General features: G+C 57.6%; 16 protein-coding genes and 6 tRNA genes. 9 read left to right on the top strand and 13 right to left on the bottom strand.

The genetic code is table 11. From position 1 onward, the window contains the following. Nucleotides 1-3: 3 nt before the first annotated feature. Entirely contained in the window at nucleotides 4-1,620 is a 1,617-nt protein-coding gene (locus NMK_RS03535; protein ID WP_109014359.1) for a methyl-accepting chemotaxis protein, read from the bottom strand. 147 nt (nucleotides 1,621-1,767) lie between these two features. Between NMK_RS03535 and queF the strand changes: the two genes are divergently transcribed. The 9 genes from queF (at nucleotide 1,768) to NMK_RS03490 (ending at nucleotide 4,801) form a co-directional block, all read left to right on the top strand. Next, entirely contained in the window at nucleotides 1,768-2,187 is a 420-nt protein-coding gene (gene queF / locus NMK_RS03530) for a preQ(1) synthase (RefSeq protein WP_109014358.1), read from the top strand. Then, complete coding sequence (locus tag NMK_RS03525; protein ID WP_227871339.1) at nucleotides 2,159-3,430, top strand: FGGY-family carbohydrate kinase; 1,272 nt, start codon at nucleotides 2,159-2,161, stop codon at nucleotides 3,428-3,430. The genes queF and NMK_RS03525 overlap by 29 nt, the downstream gene beginning before the upstream one ends. 11 nt (nucleotides 3,431-3,441) lie before the next feature. Beyond that, nucleotides 3,442-3,999, top strand: a complete 558-nt coding sequence (locus NMK_RS03520; protein WP_109014357.1) for a PilZ domain-containing protein — start codon at nucleotides 3,442-3,444, stop codon at nucleotides 3,997-3,999. 69 nt (nucleotides 4,000-4,068) lie between these two features. Further along, nucleotides 4,069-4,144 (top strand) — tRNA-Ala (locus NMK_RS03515). Nucleotides 4,145-4,162: 18 nt separating this feature from the next. Next, a tRNA-Glu gene (locus NMK_RS03510) sits at nucleotides 4,163-4,238 on the top strand. 80 nt (nucleotides 4,239-4,318) lie between these two features. Further along, nucleotides 4,319-4,395: transfer RNA gene (locus tag NMK_RS03505), tRNA-Asp, on the top strand. A gap of 35 nt (nucleotides 4,396-4,430) precedes the next feature. Next, nucleotides 4,431-4,506: transfer RNA gene (locus NMK_RS03500), tRNA-Glu, on the top strand. Between the two features lie 110 nt (nucleotides 4,507-4,616). Beyond that, nucleotides 4,617-4,693 (top strand) — tRNA-Asp (locus NMK_RS03495). Nucleotides 4,694-4,725: 32 nt separating this feature from the next. After that, nucleotides 4,726-4,801 (top strand) — tRNA-Glu (locus tag NMK_RS03490). Between the two features lie 57 nt (nucleotides 4,802-4,858). Here NMK_RS03490 and NMK_RS03485 read toward each other — a convergent pair. Genes NMK_RS03485 through cpaB form a run of 12 tightly spaced genes read right to left on the bottom strand, consistent with a single transcriptional unit; the run spans nucleotide 4,859 to nucleotide 15,948 of the window. Then, a complete protein-coding gene (locus NMK_RS03485) occupies nucleotides 4,859-5,095 on the bottom strand; it encodes a hypothetical protein (RefSeq protein ID WP_109014356.1) in 237 nt (78 codons plus the stop codon). A gap of 55 nt (nucleotides 5,096-5,150) precedes the next feature. After that, a complete protein-coding gene (locus NMK_RS03480) occupies nucleotides 5,151-6,158 on the bottom strand; it encodes a LytR C-terminal domain-containing protein (RefSeq protein ID WP_109014355.1) in 1,008 nt (335 codons plus the stop codon). Nucleotides 6,159-6,172: 14 nt separating this feature from the next. Beyond that, on the bottom strand, nucleotides 6,173-7,102 hold the full coding sequence (locus tag NMK_RS03475; RefSeq protein ID WP_109014354.1) for a type II secretion system F family protein: 930 nt from the start codon (nucleotides 7,100-7,102) through the stop codon (nucleotides 6,173-6,175). A 19-nt stretch (nucleotides 7,103-7,121) separates the two neighbouring features. After that, nucleotides 7,122-8,084: a type II secretion system F family protein gene (locus tag NMK_RS03470; protein WP_109014353.1), complete on the bottom strand. Its 963-nt coding sequence runs from the start codon at nucleotides 8,082-8,084 to the stop codon at nucleotides 7,122-7,124. Nucleotides 8,085-8,093: 9 nt separating this feature from the next. Next, entirely contained in the window at nucleotides 8,094-9,449 is a 1,356-nt protein-coding gene (locus NMK_RS03465; RefSeq protein ID WP_109014352.1) for a TadA family conjugal transfer-associated ATPase, read from the bottom strand. Between the two features lie 30 nt (nucleotides 9,450-9,479). Beyond that, entirely contained in the window at nucleotides 9,480-10,640 is a 1,161-nt protein-coding gene (locus tag NMK_RS03460) for a CpaE/TadZ family protein (protein ID WP_109014351.1), read from the bottom strand. A 34-nt stretch (nucleotides 10,641-10,674) separates the two neighbouring features. Continuing rightward, on the bottom strand, nucleotides 10,675-11,232 hold the full coding sequence (locus NMK_RS03455) for a TadE/TadG family type IV pilus assembly protein (protein ID WP_181376154.1): 558 nt from the start codon (nucleotides 11,230-11,232) through the stop codon (nucleotides 10,675-10,677). Between the two features lie 8 nt (nucleotides 11,233-11,240). After that, nucleotides 11,241-11,729: a TadE/TadG family type IV pilus assembly protein gene (locus NMK_RS03450; protein WP_109014349.1), complete on the bottom strand. Its 489-nt coding sequence runs from the start codon at nucleotides 11,727-11,729 to the stop codon at nucleotides 11,241-11,243. A 9-nt stretch (nucleotides 11,730-11,738) separates the two neighbouring features. Continuing rightward, entirely contained in the window at nucleotides 11,739-13,223 is a 1,485-nt protein-coding gene (locus tag NMK_RS03445; RefSeq protein WP_109014348.1) for a TadE/TadG family type IV pilus assembly protein, read from the bottom strand. Between the two features lie 11 nt (nucleotides 13,224-13,234). Then, a complete protein-coding gene (locus tag NMK_RS03440) occupies nucleotides 13,235-13,534 on the bottom strand; it encodes a hypothetical protein (protein ID WP_109014347.1) in 300 nt (99 codons plus the stop codon). A 12-nt stretch (nucleotides 13,535-13,546) separates the two neighbouring features. Beyond that, the gene (locus NMK_RS03435) at nucleotides 13,547-15,004 is read right to left on the bottom strand and encodes a type II and III secretion system protein family protein (protein WP_109014346.1); all 1,458 of its coding nucleotides are present in this window, start codon (nucleotides 15,002-15,004) and stop codon (nucleotides 13,547-13,549) included. A 53-nt stretch (nucleotides 15,005-15,057) separates the two neighbouring features. Then, nucleotides 15,058-15,948 carry a Flp pilus assembly protein CpaB gene (cpaB, locus tag NMK_RS03430; protein ID WP_109014345.1) on the bottom strand — a complete coding sequence of 297 codons (891 nt, stop codon included), beginning with the start codon at nucleotides 15,946-15,948 and terminating at the stop codon, nucleotides 15,058-15,060. Between the last annotated feature and the right edge of the window lie 5 nt (nucleotides 15,949-15,953).

The raw sequence follows: 15,953 nt of genomic DNA, 5'->3' as shown, positions 1-15,953 counted from the left end.
GTGTTAGCGAATCCTGAACTGGGCAATGATGCGTTGCATGGTTGCAGCTAACTCATCGAGCTGATTCGCCGTATCGGCAGTCGCCTGGGAGGCGGCGCTGTTTTCTTCCGTCATCTGGGCAATGCGCTCGACCTGCTGGGCGATGCTCGTGCTGGCCGTGCTCTGTTCCTGCATCGCCAGCGCAATGTCGGACACCATCTGTACCGTTTGCTGCGCGCTTTCGCCGATTTCGTGCATGGCATGATTGGCCTCGTTGGCGCGTTCAACCCCGCTGTTGACGTGTAGCGCAACCGCTTGGGTGCCACTTACTGCGCGCTGGGCGCTAGCTTGCATCGCCGCAATACTCTTCGAAATTTCCTCGGTGGACTGCGCGGTGCGTTCTGCCAGCTTGCGTACTTCATCGGCCACGACTGCAAAACCACGCCCCTGTTCGCCGGCGCGTGCCGCTTCGATCGCTGCGTTGAGTGCCAGCAGATTGGTTTGCTCGGCCACTTCGCGGATGACCTGAATCACGGCGCTGATCTGCTCGCTGTTGGTTTCGAGTTGGTGAATCTCGTCGGAAGCCGATTTCATGGTTTCGGCGATCTTATGGATGTCCGCGACCGTTTCGCTAATCACTTGTTCGCCGTTGCGCGCCAGCATGCCGGATTTTTCCGCCAGTTGATTGGCTTCTCGCGTACGGTCGGCGATATGGCCGACGCCAACGGTCATTTGCTCTACCGTAGCCGCCATGCTTGAGGTCGACTCGCTTTGGCTGATGGCGCTTTGCGACAGCTGGTTGGCCGAAGTCGCAAGGCCTCCTGCCGATGAGGTCACACTGTCTGCGTTTTGCAAGATTTGAGCGAGGGTATCGCGCAATTTGGACGTTAATTTATTGAACGCCGTTACGGTCTCGCCTACTTCGTCCTGAATGATGACAGGTGCTTGGCGTGTGAGATCGAGATCGCGCTCGATGCTGCCGACAGTACGCTTGAGGTCGTTGAGCGGACCGATGATGCTCTTATAGATACGCCATCCCAGAACGATACCAAGCAAGCTTGCGATCAGGATAAGCGTTGGAACCAGCCAGAGCGCACGCGTGAAATTGTGTTTCGATTCGAGGTTGAACTGATCCGAAATCTTATGGTTGTATTCGATGACTGCTTCAACTTCCTTGCTGGCTTTTGCAAGCAAGGGCAGGTTCTTAACCATCTCATCTCGAGCCTCCGCCTTGCGGCCGGCACGTGAAATCGCCAGTACGTTATCGATGACACCCAAATACGTCTTGATGTCTCGATCCATTGTCGCCCATAGTTCCCTCTCGGGCCCTTCGCTGGCCATCTTTTTGCCGTAGACGTCGAGCTTTTGCAGCAATTCCTGCTTGTCGGATTGGATCTTGTGCTCGACTTCTTGCATCACGGCGGGATCGTCGAACAGCAGGTGTTTGAACGTCAGCGCGCGGGCATCCTGAAGATTGATCATCGTGCCGTAGATGTTCTGGTAGCTCGGTAAAGTATTTTCGGATAGGTATTCGCCGTTATCGCCTACCGCCTTGAGTTGGTACAGAGCGTACCCTCCAACCAGCACTAGGCATAACACGGAAGAAGAAATGAGGACTTGAAGGCGCGTTGAAATCGACATTCTGTTTATACCTTTTGACCCGAGAGCGCCATTCTATACTGACAATTTAAATCATTGAAAAATGATATCCGTAGTGACGTCGGCCTTATTAAGTATCGTTGCAGTGATAAAATATTGATTCTTCTTCTGCATTCTTTAATTCGCCTCATGTCTACCCTACCCAGCAAGTCGCTCGAAACTTTCGACAACCCGCAGCCGGAACGCGATTTCCACATCCATATGGAAATCCCTGAGTTCACCTGTTTGTGCCCGAAAACCGGCCAGCCGGATTTCGCTACCTTGATCCTGGATTACATCCCGGATCAAAAATGCGTCGAGCTTAAGAGCCTCAAGCTTTATATCTGGTCGTTCCGTGAAGAAGGTGCGTTCCACGAAGCCGTGACCAACCGCATCCTCGACGATCTGGTAGCAGCGACGCAGCCTCGCTTCATGCGCCTGACGGCCAAGTTCTTCGTGCGCGGCGGTATCTTCACTAACGTCGTGGCCGAGCATCGCCAGTCCGGTTGGCAGCCTTTGCCGCGCGTCGACCTCACGCAGTTTGAAACCCAATCCAATACTCGCGGCTGACGCCGTCTTTCTCGGCCTGGATTTCGGCACCAGCGGTGCCCGGCTGATTGCGCTGAATGCGGCGCTTCAGCCGATCTTCCAGGCGCAGCATCGTTTTACTGAAAACAACTGGCCGGAATGGCGCATCGCGCTACGCGGGCTCCTTTCTTCCATTCCTCTGCCGTTGCGGCAAGTCACGCAAAGCATCGCATTTTGCGGTACGTCGTCCACCTCTCTGATGTGCGGCGCACAAGGTACTCCGCTGTCCCCTGCCGTGCTTTATAACGAAACGCGGCAGGTGGCGTTGCCGCCAAAAGTGCCTCCACAGCATCTCGCTGCAAGCCCGAGTTCCAGCCTGACTAAATTGCTCTGGCTGGCTGAACGTCATCAAGATGCGCACTTTTTTATGCACCAGGCCGACTGGCTGGCTTTTCAGCTACATGGCCGGTTTGGGCTCAGCGATTATCACAATGCGCTCAAGCTAGGGTACGACGTCGAGCGGCTGGAATATCCTGCATGGTTAACAGAAATGCCGATCGCCCGGCTGTTGCCTTATGTATTGACCCCGGGAGCAGAGATGGGAGTCATACGGTCTAATTGGGTGGAGGATCTGGGTTTTTCCGCTCAATGTACAATCCGGGCAGGAACCACCGACAGCATTGCAGCCTTTTTTGCCAGCGGCGCACATCTGCCAGGCCAGGCCGTCACTTCGCTCGGGTCGACATTGGTGCTTAAGTTGCTGAGTAAAAATCGAGTCGAATCGGCGCAATACGGAATCTACAGCCATCGCTGCGGCGATTTGTGGCTGGCAGGCGGTGCTTCCAATTGCGGCGGGTTAGTCCTGGAGCGTATCTTCGGACGGGAGCGGTTAAATCAACTCAGCGCCGCTATCGATCCATCCCGGCCCAGCCCTTTGGAGTACTACCCGCTTCCCGGCATCGGCGAGCGGTTTCCAATTAGCGATCCGCAGAAACAGCCCGTTCTCGAGCCTCGCCCTGCGGACGATGTCGAATACCTCCATGGGCTGCTGGAAAGCCTGGCGCACGTTGAAGCGCAAGGTTATGCATTGCTGGAGTCCTTAGGGGCTACTCCGGTCAGTGAAGTTCTTACGGCGGGCGGCGGTGCGGCCAATCTTGCCTGGCAGATCATCCGCGAGCGTATCCTCGGCCGCTCCATCCGTCCCGCTCCTCATGCGGAAGCCGCAATGGGTGCGGCGCTGCTAGCGGCGCGTGGGACGCGGTTGCTATACTCGGCCGATCATTGAAAGGTTAGACAATGGCTGAACAATCCATGACTGACGGTATTTCCTTCGAAGCCACCTTGCCACTGGGGTGGGTGGCGGAAGATGTCGTGAGCCAGGCGCAAGCCGAGATGCGCAGTAATACTAACGCTGCATTGCTACGTGCGCTGGCGTCGCTGGAAGTACAGTCTGCGGAGCATGAGGGCGACAAGCAGGATGTTCTACAGAAGGCATTGGAACGAGTCGAATCCAAGCTAGACCTCGTGCTTGTGATGCTTGCCGGTGGCGTGCAAGGCTCATCCTTAATGCCTGCGGAAAAGCCGGTGACGCTTTATCCCCATGCCGCAAGATGGATGGAGTCTTCCGCGACGCTGCCGCAACCTGGGCAGCGCATTTTGTTGAGCATATACCTCAGTGCTCGCCTGCCCCAGCCGCTGCTCTTGTCAGCGGAGGTCAAAACCGTTGAAACAGGCAACGAAAAAAATGTTGTCACCGTGATATTTAGCGCATTGGACGAGGTTTCTGAAGAGTGGCTGACACGCACGATTTTCCGCTATCACAGAAGGGCCCTGCAGGCCCGCCGTCAGCCATGAAAGCGGAGTTTCATACAGAAAGTCGTTGACAAGGTAGGAAAGCATCTCTAATATGGCGGCTCTTTCGACGGGGGTATAGCTCAGCTGGGAGAGCGCTTGCATGGCATGCAAGAGGTCAGCGGTTCGATCCCGCTTACCTCCACCAACGAAAAAATGGTTCTTGGTCCCCATCGTCTAGAGGCCTAGGACATCACCCTTTCACGGTGAGTACCGGGGTTCGAATCCCCGTGGGGACGCCAAATTCTAGGGTTGCAGAAATGCAACCCTTAAATTTAGGTACAACACGCCATGTTTGTACCGAATTAGTTGTAGTAGCTGCGGAGTGGTAGTTCAGTTGGTTAGAATACCGGCCTGTCACGCCGGGGGTCGCGGGTTCGAGTCCCGTCCACTCCGCCAACTCCTGAGTGCATCACTGGATGCCTCGTTCTAGGGTCCCCATCGTCTAGAGGCCTAGGACATCACCCTTTCACGGTGAGTACCGGGGTTCGAATCCCCGTGGGGACGCCAATCATTCTTCTGGCAGTTTCTTCCGATTCCTCGCAGGAAAAGCCGGTTTCAATGGGTAACACGGTTGCCCCATGCGTTCCAACTGCGCATGTAAAAAGTCGTACCACAGCGGAGTGGTAGTTCAGTTGGTTAGAATACCGGCCTGTCACGCCGGGGGTCGCGGGTTCGAGTCCCGTCCACTCCGCCAACTCTTGAGCATCGCAGGATGCCTCGTTTCGGGTCCCCATCGTCTAGAGGCCTAGGACATCACCCTTTCACGGTGAGTACCGGGGTTCGAATCCCCGTGGGGACGCCACCTTAATTCCACGCGCACAAAAAACAGTTTCCCAGCCATTGCTGGCCGGGAATGTTCTTACTTTTTTTCTTCCGGGGTGACTTGTGTCGACGCAGCGGGCGGCGTCTGCCCCTTGTTCAGGGCCTCGATCTTCTTGTTCAGCATCAGCACTTCTGCCTGACTGATGTACGCCACTTCCTTGTTGCGCTGGATGCCGATCAGCGCAACCGCTAGCGCCAGCAATGCAAGGATGAATGTGGAAGCTACCCACAATCCCATCCGCTCCGGTTCGATAATGTGCTTGATGTCGGTCATTTTGATTGTCTCCTTAGGTTGACGAAAAAGTGCTGCGATAAAACGTATTGATGAATCACTTGAAATAATCCTGCCGATCGATCCAATCCTTCCCGATCAGCAGCCGTACCTTGATGTCGCTGCGTAAATCGTCGCGCTGGATCAGCGCCGGCTGGCCAGGCACCTTGGATTGCAGCAGCCGGGCATCGGCCTCGAAACCGCTTCGATACTGTATTTCCGATGTCTCACTATTGAACGGTTTCTGGTTGGTGATCCGCTGGGATGTATAACCGCCTTGCTTGAGATACCGACCTACGCGTTTTGCCATACCGGCCACGCCGTTGCCGTTGGAGATTTCGATGCGGATATCCCCGGCATTGGCCGCTTGAGGTGATTTAGCCTGGGGCAATGGTTCTGCCGGGCGCTGTTCGCGAATCTCGAATACTGCTGGGGCCACTTGAACGACTTCTACATTGCGTGTTTCCACACGAGTAATCTTGCCGGACACCATCTGTACCGGCGCGGAAGGCGCAGGCTCAGGTTGCGCCATGAGCGAGGCTTTTTCAGCGGGAACGACCACCGTCGCGGCCTCAGCCGATTTGCCGGCTTTTTCGTAGGCAAGCTTGAGATTACCCGCAGCACGGCGATTATCCGGATCGATCTCCACCGCCTGTTTCAGCGTGTCGATGCTTTCCTGGTAACGCCCTTGCAGGTAATAGGCATAGCCCAGATTGCTCAAAATATGAGCGGAACGCGGCGTCTGGACCAAGCCGTTCCTGAAAGCTTGTTCCGCCTCCTCGAAACGGCCTTGCTGTGAATAAATCACGCCCAACCCGTTATAAGCCTCGCTGTCGCTGGAGTCAGCGGCAATGGCTTTTTGATAAGCCGTAATAGCCTGGTCGTAACGGTTTTGGCCCTGGTAATAGCGTCCGAGTTGATAGAAGGAAGACGATGTGGCTGCATTCGATGTTGTCCCCACGGTCGGTTCGATGCGCAGATCGCTACCGTCCATGGGTTTGTTAGTTGCACAACCGCCCAGCAGTGCCAGGCAGCAAGCCATGGGAATGAGGTTGTTCTTTGCCATGATCCCCTCCTTTGCTAATGCCCGCCCAGTGTGGGCAGCAATACGCGGTAAATATTGATGAACGCCGGCCCAAGCAACACCAGGAGCAGCGATGGAAAAATGAAGAAAATCAGTGGGAACAGCAGCTTGAGCGGAATCTTGGCTGCCGATTCCTCGGCCCGAAGGCGACGTTTTGTGCGCAGGTTTTCCGAATGCACACGCAAAGAATCCGCAACGCTGGTCCCGAAACGGTCCGATTGCACCAGCATGGCGACCAGGGTGTCGATCTCTTCCACCCCGGTGCGCAAGGCCAGATTCCGCAACGCCCGTTCCCGGGTGCTTCCTGCGCGCAATTCCAGATTAACCAGATGCAGTTCTTCGCCCAGCACAGGGCTCTTGAAGCGCATTTCTTCCCCGACGCGCGCTAGTGCCGCATCCAATCCCAAACCTGCCTCCACGCACACCGTAGTGAGGTCCAGAGCATCCGGGAAACTGTCGAAAATCTCTCGCTTGCGGTTGGCGATGCGACGTTCCAGAACCACGTTGGGCAGGATGTACCCGACCAGCGCGCCGACCAGCGCCAGTCCGATCATCATGGGGTGCGCGAGCGTTTTTCCGGAGATATAGAGATAGAGCCCGATCACAACGGGAAGCAGGATCGCCAGCAGCGTCTTCGAGGCAAAGAACAGCACTGGTGCCGATGCCCCGCGGTAGCCGGCGTTCATGAAACGAATGCGCAGTTGCGAGTTTTCCCAGCCCTCCACAGGCAGCGTGATTTTGGCGAGCGGGCCGGTCAATTGAACGATCCTGGCCATCCACCCCGGTTCTTCGTTAGGCGCCTGCCCGCCTTCGGCCAGCTGCTGCAAGCGTGCCTGGATGGGACGCGGGCTGAGCTGGCTGATGATGACCAGGGCCACGATGAATACGGTGAGAAAAATCACCGCGAGATACAGAACTTGAATCATGGTTTCACCTTCATTCAGGCTAAACGCGAATCTTGATCACGCGCCACATCCAGAAAACGCCGAACAGCACCATTACCAGTGCGATCGTGATCATTTTCAGGCCGATGGGGTCTTGCCACAGCACGCGCATGAACTTCGGATTGATAACATTGACGACCACTGCCACAGCGAAAGGAAGCACGGTCAGGATCTTGGCCGATAAGCGCCCTTCCGCCGAAAGCACACGCACAGTCCCCATCAGCTTGAGTCGCTCGCGGATGAGCTTGCTGAGATTTCCAAGCAGTTCGGCAAGGTTGCCGCCGGTCTCGCGCTGGATCAGCACGGAGATCACGAAATAGCTGACATCGGTACTGGGCACCCGGGCTGCAAGGTTATTCAACGCGTCAGCCACGGAAATCCCGTAATTGATCTCGTCGAATACGATGCGAAACTCGCCCGAGACGGGCTCGGGCATCTCGTCGCCCACCATCTTGAGGGCGCTGGGAAAGGCATGACCCGCCAGCATGGCGCGCGCCATGAGATCGAGCGCTTCCGGCAATTGCTCCTCGATGGCCGTCTTGCGTTTCTGGGTAGCGCGCAGCACATACAGCCATGGCAGCACGGCGGCAACGATGCCGAGAAACAACGGCAAATGCAGCAACACCGCCACGGCCATGCCCCCCGCCAGGGCGAACAGCGTCAGGCCGAGAAAACGCGCTACGCTGAGTTCCAGCCCGGATTGCAACAGCATGCGGTCGAGATGATGGATGCGCGGGACGCTGAGCAATAGTTTTTCAAGCACCGGGGTGTCGGCGAGCAATCGTTGCTTGATCAGCTTGGATCCCGCATCGCCTGATGCCCCGGCCGACATGGCGCGCAGGCGCTTTTCAATGCGCTTGGCTTCCGGTCCCTGGTAGGCGTTCCAGGTCAGGTACGCACCTTCCAAAAACAGCACGACCGCGAGGAACCCGAGCACGATGAACAGATAAAAGGCGTAGTCCACAATGCGCTCCTATTCGTAAACCCGCGTCGGGTCGAAGAGGTCTTCCGGCAAAACAATGCCGTGTATCCGAAGGCGTTCGACGAATTTCGGGCGAATGCCGGTCGCGCGGAATCGACCCAACACCGTGCCGTCCTGGCCTACCCCTGTCTGCTCGAACACGAAGATTTCCTGCATGGTGATGATGTCACCTTCCATGCCGGTGATTTCCTGGATGCTGGTCACCTTGCGCTTGCCGTCGCTCATGCGGCTGATATGCACCACGACGTTGAGCGCAGAACTGATCTGCTGGCGCATGGTCTTGGGCGGCAGGTTGAGTCCGGCCATGCCGACCATGTTTTCGAGGCGGGTCAACGCATCGCGCGGGGTATTGGCGTGCAGCGTAGTCATCGAGCCTTCGTGGCCGGTGTTCATCGCTTGCAGCATGTCCAACGCCTCGGCACCGCGTACTTCGCCTACCAGGATGCGGTCCGGGCGCATGCGCAGGCTGTTGCGAACCAACATGCGCTGGGTGATTTCACCCTTGCCCTCGATGTTGGGCGGCCGGATTTCCAGACGCACGACGTGCGGCTGCTGCAATTGCAGTTCTGCCGCGTCTTCGATGGTGACGATACGCTCGCTTGTCGGGATATAGCCCGAGAGGATATTCAGTAGCGTGGTTTTACCGGTTCCGGTTCCCCCGGACAGCAGCAAGTTGAGCCTCGCCTTCACCAAACCTTCGAGGATGGCCGCCATTTCCGGCGTCAGGCTCTTATGCTGGATGAAGTCTTCCATCTTCATCGGCGTCACCGCGAAGCGGCGTATGGACAAGATGGCGCCATCGACCGAAACCGGCGGAATGATGGCGTTGACGCGGGAACCGTCCGGCAACCGCGCATCAACCATCGGGCTGGATTCATCCACGCGGCGGCCGATGCCCGAGACAATCTTGTCGATGATCTTGAGCAGATGGTTCTCGCTTTCGAAGCGCACGTCCGTCAGTTCAAGCTTGCCGCGGCGTTCCACGTAGACCTGCTTGTGGGTGTTGACCAGAATGTCCGAGATGGTCGGGTCGGCCATCAGCGTTTCCAGCGGCCCCAATCCCAGCACCTCGTGCTGGATATCCTGCACCAGCTTCTGGCGCTCGCTTTCGTTGATGGCGACGGTTTCCTCGCTCAGCAAACGCTCGACCAATGTCTTCAGTTCGTCGCGCAATTGCTCGGGCGGCATGCTTTCCATCATGATGAGATCGACGCGATCGAGCAGTTTCCGGTGGATGCGCGACTTCATTTCCTGATAGGCCTTGTTTTCCACAAAGCCTACCTGCTCCCCTACCGGCACTTGGGCCGTATCGTTCTTGATGTCTTCCAGTCTGTCACGCAGCGACATGATGCTGTTCCTTTCTCGAAAACCTTCTACTTAACCGGCGTGCAGCAAGTGCGAAAACCAGCCGCTTTTCTCGGCTTGGGGCACATCGGCCAGTTCATGAGCCATTTCTTCCAGCGCCTTGGTCACCTTGTCGTGACGGGAGATCTGGTAAATCGGGATACCCTGGTTGACCGAGGTAGACACCGCCTCGTAACTGTTGGGAACCGTCTTGAATACCTTGATCCCCAGCGCAGACTCCACGTCTTCCAGCAAGATGTCCCCACCCTTCATGTAGCGGTTGACGATGGGGTGGATCTTGGCCTTGCTGTAGCCCAGGGTTTGCAGGGTGTGGATCAGGCGCTTGCTGTCGCGGATGAACGGTAATGTCTCCTGCAGCACGGGGAAAATCATGTCGGCGCGATCCAGCGCCTTCACTGTCGCCGCGCTCAAGATGCGGCCGATATCCAGCACCACATAATCGAAATGCTCCACTGCAAGTTTCAGCAGCGCCTCGATATGCTCCGGGCCGATGCCGACCGCATGCTCCGGATCTTCCGGCGCGGCCAGAACGCCGAAATTGGGCAGTACGTGGGTCATCAAGGCTGTGAGCAGCGAGGCATCCAGGCGCCCGATGTTATTGGCGAGGTCGGTCAGCGTATTGCTCGGCATCTGGTCGGACACGAACAGCGCTGCATCGCCGAACTGCAGGTTGAGATCCAGCAGCGCCACGCGCTGCTTTTTCTCAGCCGCCAGCACATACGCCAGGTTGGATGCCAGGAACGTCGCCCCGCTGCCGCCTTTGCAGGCAATAAAGGCGATGACTTTGCCGGTGTTGCGGCGAGGTGTTTCTGCCGAACGCAACCGCTGTTCGATGCGCTTGATCGCCTGGATCAGCGATTGATCGTCCGCACCCGACGGCAGCACCTCCCGGATGCCCACTCGCATCGCATTCATCAAGAAGTCCGAGTTGGCGTTCTCGCACAATGCGATGAAATGGCACGCTGGATGGCTCACCGACCATGGTTCAATTTCATTTAACTGCACTGCCTCGCAGTGAGTCCCATCGAGAACGACGACATCCGGACCTGCAGCCATCATCGCTGCCAGCTGCTTCGTGGTGCTCTCGTTCACGACGACCTCATTGCTCTCCCCAATCGCCTTACATAAAGGGGCGAGGCGTTGAGCGTTATTGGTCAGGATCGCAATTTTCACTGTGATGCGCGCTCCATATTGGTTGAGCTTTTTCTCATATCCGATACCCCAGGCTTTCTGCCGGCATGATGACGGTCGAACGCGGAATATCGATGGCGAGGAACGGGAACAAGCCGATCAGCGGTTGATATGGCACCGGCGTGCAATCGCCGTCGTCCATGCACACGCTGGCCTCGACATAACGAATGCAACTGGCAGCGCGATCCACATCGAGGCAGGCCGCGATATTGTCTTCAGGGTTATCAGGCATCGGGGTCGCTGGAACACCATCAGCATTCAGGTAGCGGATGACGACATTGGTGCTGGCGATCTCAGGTCCGCCGGGCACGGCGACATCTCCGGTGGTGTCGGCACTGAAGATCGCTCCGCGCTGGATAGCATCGATGCTGTCGGCATCGAAATTCCTGACGGCGGCTTCACGCGCGGCATGCCGTGTGATTTCCTGCGTCGTATTCCAGACATACATGAAACGGCCGAATTCGATAATGCCGAGGCTCAGCAAGAACAACAGCGTGGCGATCAGGCCGAACTCCACGGCTGCAACGCCCGATTGCCTGGAACGCGGTTTTTGCATAAGGGGTGGAATATTCATGATCGCCCTCATGGCATGTACCGCATCGTGGTGTGAGGTGCCAGGGTGGGCTCCCAATCGGTAGCGGCTCCGGTGGAAAGCAGCAGCGGTATCCAACCACCAATCGTGACCTGAAAATCGACGATGGATACACGCACATTGGCCGGGGCACTGCCATCGACGCAATTCTCGATCTGGAAAGCAGCATTCAGGCAATCGACGACGACGTTTGCGCGGGTAAGTTGCGGCGTAACCCCGGCATTCGCAGCAGCTAGTATCGCCAAATCCTGCGCATCCCCGCTTGCTGTACTGGCGATGGTTTCCTTAGGTGCGAGCGAAATCATCCGTGCACTGTCTCGAGTCGCCTTGGTCAAGGCGTCGTAGTACCAGAACACGCGACCGAATTCGACGATGGCGCCCACGATCATCACCAGCAAGATGACGACCAATCCGAACTCGATGAGTGCGCCGCCGCGATGGGGATGTACAAGCCTGGCGTGGTGGTTGAGGTGTCGCATCGTGTTCGCTTATCGATAGAGCCGGATATTCGAAGGAGGCAACGTCGGTCCGAAAGTACCTGCGAACTCTCCGGTGATGTTGTTCGGCAGATTGGCTCTTCGCTGCATGAAGAACTTGCCGACGGCGACGACGGGCAAATGCATACGGCATTGCTGGCCGGGAATGCTGGTCACGCCTTCGCAATTGATGATCGCGATATTCAATACGCGACGATTCGGGCGCTTATAGAGGGCACCTGGGCCTGATGGAGGATCGATCCAGCTCAGGTAAGGTGACGAGGCTGGATAGTTTTCAGCCGTGCCGCCGTAAAGCGTGGGCCAGTCGGTAGTGCTGTATTCGGCATAAGGCCAAGTCGAGAAATCACGAACCTCGCGGCTATAGGACCAAAGTGCGCCATAACGGGAAAAATCGACAGCAGTCTCGGGCGAGGTTCTGGCTGGGTAATTGAACGGCTTGCCCTGCTTGGTCGAGCCCAGCGTTTCAATAGTTTGATGGTAGGGCAGCGTGGGCGTCGTATTGGCTGCGTCCATCCAGAACTGAGGTTGGTTGGCTCCTACCGACGTCGAGCAGAAGTTGTCGCGGTTCGGATTGGCTGCACGCGTACAAAAGAATTCCTTGACGTTGACATCCGGAGGCGCGGTCATCGGATTGCACGCATTGCCTCCCGAATAATTGTCCCCAAAGCGTGAATTCAGCGGCCCCGTCAAGGCGGATTGAGCTCCTGTATTCACCCAGACGTCGCCAGGAATGGACGTAATCGTCGAGGAGTGTCCGGTACAAGTAAAAGGAACCAGCGTAGGTGTGTTGCCGTGGTTGGGGTCGCAATTTCCGGGATAACTGTCCACGGGATTGATCCATATCGGATCGCCGTTATTGATCGGGTTGAGATCCGGCAGGTTGTAGGCTACGCCGCGCAAAAATCCCGCCTCCGGCCTTGTAGAATCGACGGCGCAAACGGCCATGGGTGTGACTTCCACCAGATACCGGCCCGCGACTGCCATCCCGAAAGTATCGACATGGTCGGTGCCTTCGTACTCGATCATCTGGAAAATACGCGCAAACCAGGGCTCGACATAACGCTGTCCCGTATCGACTTTCAAGAAGGTTTTGTCGCCTGCAAGCGCATCATCGGTAATGCTGTCCACGGGTTCCATCGTGCACGAGCCGTCATCAGGGCAGCTTCCGACGGTGATTTCCAACCCTCCATCGGCGGCATTCGTTGCGACCGGTTTTGAAAAATCGTAGGTGTTTTGCCTGGCGATCTCGATGGCTACTGTTCTCGCGGCCTGAACACCGTCATACGTTCCGTTGAGTTCTTTTGCACCGGCCAATGCCGCGGCGTCTGCCCCGTTTTGCAGGCCGCTCTTGGCGAGGTAGGCATGGCCCAAGTCGATCGCCAGCGCAAGCGTTGCAACCAGGATGACGAGGATGAACCCCATCAGGATTGCAACGGCTCCTCGCTGATCCTTGCGCATGGCGATGTTTCCGGGCATGGCTTGCGACCTCAGCGGCCGCCTCCCGAAGACGAGGAGTTGCTCGTCCCTACCCCGATATTGAAGATATTCTCGGTGGGCTGGGGTTTCTCGAACGTCTTCTCATAACGGTCCACCGCCGAATTGGCCGCCTTGCCGTCCATGCCCGTCACCGGGGCCGTGTTTTGCGAGGCGTCCGGATTCAGCGTCTGCTGGGCTTTGGCTGCGTTGACTGCGTCGCCGAAATGGCTGTCCAGCTCCGGGGTCGGGGTGGCGCATGCAGAGAGCGTTGTCAGCAACGCGAAGGCGAAGTAAATCTTGTTGGTGTGCATGGCGTGCTCCTTTTATTTCATCTCGAAGCCGGTGGAATCGCTGGGCGCGGCTGGCGCTGCGGCCTCCGGCTGTTCCTTGGCCGATTTGTCCGGTTCGGCTGCAGCGTTTTCAGGCGCAGCAGGCTTGTTTTCCAGCTTGCCGTTCAGGAAAAACTCGGCAGGCGTCGGTGCCTTGAAGCTGTCGGTCGGCAGCGCATAGTTGGGCGGCAGCGGCTTGACCAGGCGCGGCGTAATTACAAACAGCAGCTCGGTCTTGTCATGCTGGAATTCGCTGCTGCGGAACAACGTACCCAGCACCGGGATATCGCCCAACAACGGGAAGCGGCGGATGGATTCGGTCACGTTGCTCTTGATCAAGCCTGCGATGGCGAAACTCTGGCCGTCACGCAACTGCACCGTAGTGCTGGCACGGCGCGTGGTGAACGAGGGCAGTACGCTGGAGTTGCTGCCGATGGAGACAGCGGTGCCGGTTTGAGACAGCTCGGAGACCTCCGGCGCGACGCGCAGGTTGATGACGTCGCCTTCCAGCACGGTCGGCGTGAACTTGAGGCCTACGCCGAATTCCTTTTCTTCCAGGGTGATGGAAGAAGAGCCGGACGCAGCGGTTTGGGCCACCGGGATCAATACCTTGCCGCCGGCGAGGAAACTGCCCTCCTGCCCGCTGATGGCCATGATGTTGGGCTCGGCGAGGATCTTGACGACGCCATCCTTGTTTTCGGCATCGATCTTGATGGTGTTCTTGCCGTCGGTGATGGTGATCAGGCCGCCGGGGGACAAGGGGTTTGCCCCGGTCAGGCTGAGGAACCCAGCGGTGAGCAGGTAGTGGACGCCCCCGGTCTTGGCCGTGGCTCCCAGCTGCGCACCCAGCTTATCCAGCAGGTTCTTGGAAACCTCCGCCATTTTTACTTCCAGCATGACCTGTTGAGGACCGGCCACTTTCAGCATGTTGACGACCTTCTTGCCAGCATAGGCTTCGGCGATCATCAAGGCCTTATCCGCGCCCATGCTGTCGCCGACGGTGCCGGATAGCACCAGCGAATCGCCCGCAGTACTGACCTGGATGCCTTTTTCGCGAGGCAAGAGCTGCGTGAGCTTATTTTGCAGCGCTCCGCTATCCATGCCGACCAGGATATCGACGATGGTGCTCTGCCCGCCTTTGCCCCAGACGATCAGGTTGGTGGCACCCAGTTTCTTGCCCAAAAGATAGATTTCCTTGGGGTTGATGAGGATGACATCGGCTACTTCCTTGTCGCCGACCGACACCCGTGCGGCCGGAGCAGGCAGACGCAGCAGCGTCGATTTTCCGAGCGTGGCGTTGACCTGCGGCGCCAGTTCGACGGTATTCGCATCGGCAGCTTCGGCCTGCGCGTATTGCGGTGCCGCGGCGAGCATCGCCAGCGTCATGCCTAGCGCCGACAGCAGCGCTTTGGCGGCCGGCCACCGGCGTTGGCCTTGGTGATGTTTGTTCATGACTTTCCCCTCTCAGCGTTCAAACCAGTTTTCGTTCGTTTCACTCAAGCCGCTCAAAATGCCTGGGTCGACTTTTCCACGCCCTTGATGACCTCGACCTGTTCCTTGGGTGCCTCTTCCTTGGCGGGTTGCTTCTTCTCCGGCGCCTTGCGGGTCACATAGACCTTCTTCACCACCGTTTTCACCTCGGCCTTGGCTTCGGGCTGGGTGGCGGCAATGGGCATCGCCAACAGTTCTTCCTTGCGGTTCAGCATGTCTTTCTTGGTGGTACCGGTGGTCGTCACGGCGCTGGTATCCATCTGGTTGCGCAAGACCAGCGATAACTGGCCAACGCTGCGTGCCAGGTCGAGTTTCTCGGCCTGCTCCGGCGTCACTTCCAGCGTCACGGCGTTGACCACTTTGGGCTTGGTCTCGTCGCGTGAGGATTCCTGCGCGACGGCCAGCACCAGGATGTGTTCGAGCACGATCTTGGAAATGCTCTTGTTGCGGTCCGATTTAGTAGATTCGTCCTCGGTGTTGACGACGATATCTACGTAGTTGCCCGGTAGTGCGAAACCCGCCACGCCGACCACGTCGTTGACCCGTACCGTCATCGCGCGCTTTCCTTCGCCGATGACGGCCGACAGGCCGCCGGTCGTGCCTACCGGTGCCAGCTTGGATTCCAGCACCGGCTCGCCAGAAAGCAGACTGGTCTTGACCACGCGATCCTTGAGCTTTTCCGGATCGCTGGCGGAGCCTTCCGGCACGCTGTTGCTCGGCCAATCGGCTACCTTGAGCATTTGCGGCGTCAGCCGCGTGCCGAGGTTGATATCGGAACGCGCCACGACCACCTGGTTAGTCGCAACCTTGGTCTTGTCCTTGACCCACTGCGAGGCGAGCAGCACCGCCGCAATCGCCACAGCGATGGATACGACGATCATCAGAACAGCTCTTGGGTTTTTCATTGAAA

This window comes from Novimethylophilus kurashikiensis, from assembly GCF_003112435.1.
In the GTDB taxonomy this organism is placed as follows: domain Bacteria; phylum Pseudomonadota; class Gammaproteobacteria; order Burkholderiales; family Methylophilaceae; genus Novimethylophilus; species Novimethylophilus kurashikiensis.
The sequence above is the reverse complement of the archived record's forward strand: the minus strand, read 5'-3'. Positions and strand labels throughout refer to the sequence as shown.

What these genes read in the sequence shown, in the direction of transcription:
- NMK_RS03535 (WP_109014359.1), bottom strand. Translation starts at nt 1,620, where the DNA reads ATGTCGATTTCAACGCGCCTTCAAGTCCTCATTTCTTCTTCCGTGTTA.
- queF (WP_109014358.1), top strand. Translation starts at nt 1,768, where the DNA reads ATGTCTACCCTACCCAGCAAGTCGCTCGAAACTTTCGACAACCCGCAG.
- NMK_RS03520 (WP_109014357.1), top strand. Translation starts at nt 3,442, where the DNA reads ATGGCTGAACAATCCATGACTGACGGTATTTCCTTCGAAGCCACCTTG.
- NMK_RS03485 (WP_109014356.1), bottom strand. Translation starts at nt 5,095, where the DNA reads ATGACCGACATCAAGCACATTATCGAACCGGAGCGGATGGGATTGTGG.
- NMK_RS03480 (WP_109014355.1), bottom strand. Translation starts at nt 6,158, where the DNA reads ATGGCAAAGAACAACCTCATTCCCATGGCTTGCTGCCTGGCACTGCTG.
- NMK_RS03475 (WP_109014354.1), bottom strand. Translation starts at nt 7,102, where the DNA reads ATGATTCAAGTTCTGTATCTCGCGGTGATTTTTCTCACCGTATTCATC.
- NMK_RS03465 (WP_109014352.1), bottom strand. Translation starts at nt 9,449, where the DNA reads ATGTCGCTGCGTGACAGACTGGAAGACATCAAGAACGATACGGCCCAA.
- NMK_RS03455 (WP_181376154.1), bottom strand. Translation starts at nt 11,232, where the DNA reads ATGAATATTCCACCCCTTATGCAAAAACCGCGTTCCAGGCAATCGGGC.
- NMK_RS03450 (WP_109014349.1), bottom strand. Translation starts at nt 11,729, where the DNA reads ATGCGACACCTCAACCACCACGCCAGGCTTGTACATCCCCATCGCGGC.
- NMK_RS03445 (WP_109014348.1), bottom strand. Translation starts at nt 13,223, where the DNA reads ATGCCCGGAAACATCGCCATGCGCAAGGATCAGCGAGGAGCCGTTGCA.
- NMK_RS03440 (WP_109014347.1), bottom strand. Translation starts at nt 13,534, where the DNA reads ATGCACACCAACAAGATTTACTTCGCCTTCGCGTTGCTGACAACGCTC.
- NMK_RS03435 (WP_109014346.1), bottom strand. Translation starts at nt 15,004, where the DNA reads ATGAACAAACATCACCAAGGCCAACGCCGGTGGCCGGCCGCCAAAGCG.
- cpaB (WP_109014345.1), bottom strand. Translation starts at nt 15,948, where the DNA reads ATGAAAAACCCAAGAGCTGTTCTGATGATCGTCGTATCCATCGCTGTG.